At 67.5% G+C, this 1,470-nt stretch carries 3 protein-coding genes; all 3 read left to right on the top strand.

What is annotated here, in order from left to right:
- On the top strand, positions 1-678 hold a 678-nt coding region (locus tag AWB67_RS37655), incomplete at its 5' end, for an AAA family ATPase (protein ID WP_159965163.1).
- Positions 679-706: 28 nt separating this feature from the next.
- Entirely contained in the window at positions 707-1,096 is a 390-nt protein-coding gene (locus AWB67_RS37650) for a DUF4280 domain-containing protein (protein WP_087660837.1), read from the top strand.
- A 13-nt stretch (positions 1,097-1,109) separates the two neighbouring features.
- A partial coding sequence (locus AWB67_RS37645) for a contractile injection system protein, VgrG/Pvc8 family (RefSeq protein WP_268808173.1) occupies positions 1,110-1,470 on the top strand: 361 nt, incomplete at its 3' end.

Below are 1,470 nucleotides of genomic sequence, written 5' to 3'. Positions count from 1 at the left end.
GCGCACACGGTGTCGTCGCTGAAGGGCGCGCCGCCGGGCTATGTCGGCTACGGCGAGGGCGGCGTGCTGACCGAGGCGGTGCGGCGGCGTCCCTACAGCGTCGTGTTGCTCGACGAGTTCGAGAAGGCGCATCCGGACGTGCACGAACTCTTCTTCCAGGTTTTCGACAAGGGCCGCATGGAAGACGGCGAAGGCCGCCAGATCGACTTTCGCAACACGCTGATCCTGCTCACGACCAACGTCGGCACCGAACTCATCGCGCGCCTTTGCAACGGCGCGCACGCAGTCCCGCAGCCGGAGGAGATCGCCCGGGCGTTGCGCTCGCCTCTCGTCGATGTGTTCCCGCCGGCGCTGCTCGGACGCGTCGCGGTGATCCCGTACTACCCGCTCGACGACACGATGCTCGACGCCGTGATCCGCCTGCAGCTCGCGCGCATCGAGCGGCGTATCGCCGAACGGCATCGCGTGGCGTTCAGCTACGACGACGCGATGGTCCGCCAGATCGCGAGCCGCTGCACCGAGTTCGAAAGCGGCGGCCGGATGATCGACGCGATCTTGACCAACACACTTCTGCCACGCATCAGCGCCGAGTTCCTGACGCGCCTGATCGATGGACGGGAAGTCGCGAAGGTCGAAGTCAGCGCGCGCGACGGCGCATTCACCTACGCGTTCGACTGAGCGCAAACCACACACGAAGGAGCTTGCGATGCCACAACAAGTCTGCATGGGCGCGACGCTGCAGTGTTCGTTCGGCGCGGCGCCATCAACTTTAGTCGTGCTCCCGGCGAACCGGGTGCTCTGCGAAGGGCCGCTCGCCGCGAACATCATGGATCACGTCCCGCTCGTGAACATCATGCCGTTCGGCGCATGTACGTCGCCCGCGAATCCCCAGGTGGCCGCCGCGACCGCCGCGGCGCTCGGCGTGCCGTCGCCGGCGCCGTGCGTGCCCGTGACCGCTTCGCCCTGGACGCCCGGCGCGATCACCGTGCTCCTCGGCAACGAGCCGTCGCTCGACAACGTGTCCACATGCATGTGCTCATGGGGCGGCGTGGTCGCGATCGCGAATCCCGCCACGCGCGTGACGCAGATTCCCTGAAGAGAGACAAGCGATGATGCTGACCGACACCCACCGCATCGCGCGCATCGCCTGCGCGCTCGGACCCGACGCGCTCGTGCTGCACCGGATGCGCGGCCGCGAGGAACTGGGCCGTCTTCTGTCGCTGGCTCTCGAACTGCCGGCAGGTGGCGAGCGCGAGTTCAACGGCATCGTCGCGGCGTTCGAACTGGCGCGGCCCGCGAGCACGAAGCCGAACCGTCCGGCGCTGTATCGCGCGACCGTGCGGCCACGCCTCTGGCTTCTCACGCGCGCGTCGCATTGCCGCTTCTTCTATCAGAAGACGGTGCCCGGCATCATCGGCGAGGTGCTGAGCGGGTATCACATCGACTTCGAGAACAAGTGCGCGGCCCAGT

Origin of the sequence: Caballeronia terrestris, from assembly GCF_001544515.1 — a bacterium.
In the GTDB taxonomy this organism is placed as follows: Bacteria; Pseudomonadota; Gammaproteobacteria; order Burkholderiales; family Burkholderiaceae; genus Caballeronia; species Caballeronia terrestris.
Note: the sequence above shows the minus strand (reverse complement) of the source record. Positions and strands in the feature narration are given on the sequence as shown.

Excerpts from the sequence above, each read along its gene's own strand:
- AWB67_RS37650 (WP_087660837.1), top strand. The coding sequence starts at position 707 with ATGCCACAACAAGTCTGCATGGGCGCGACGCTGCAGTGTTCGTTCGGC.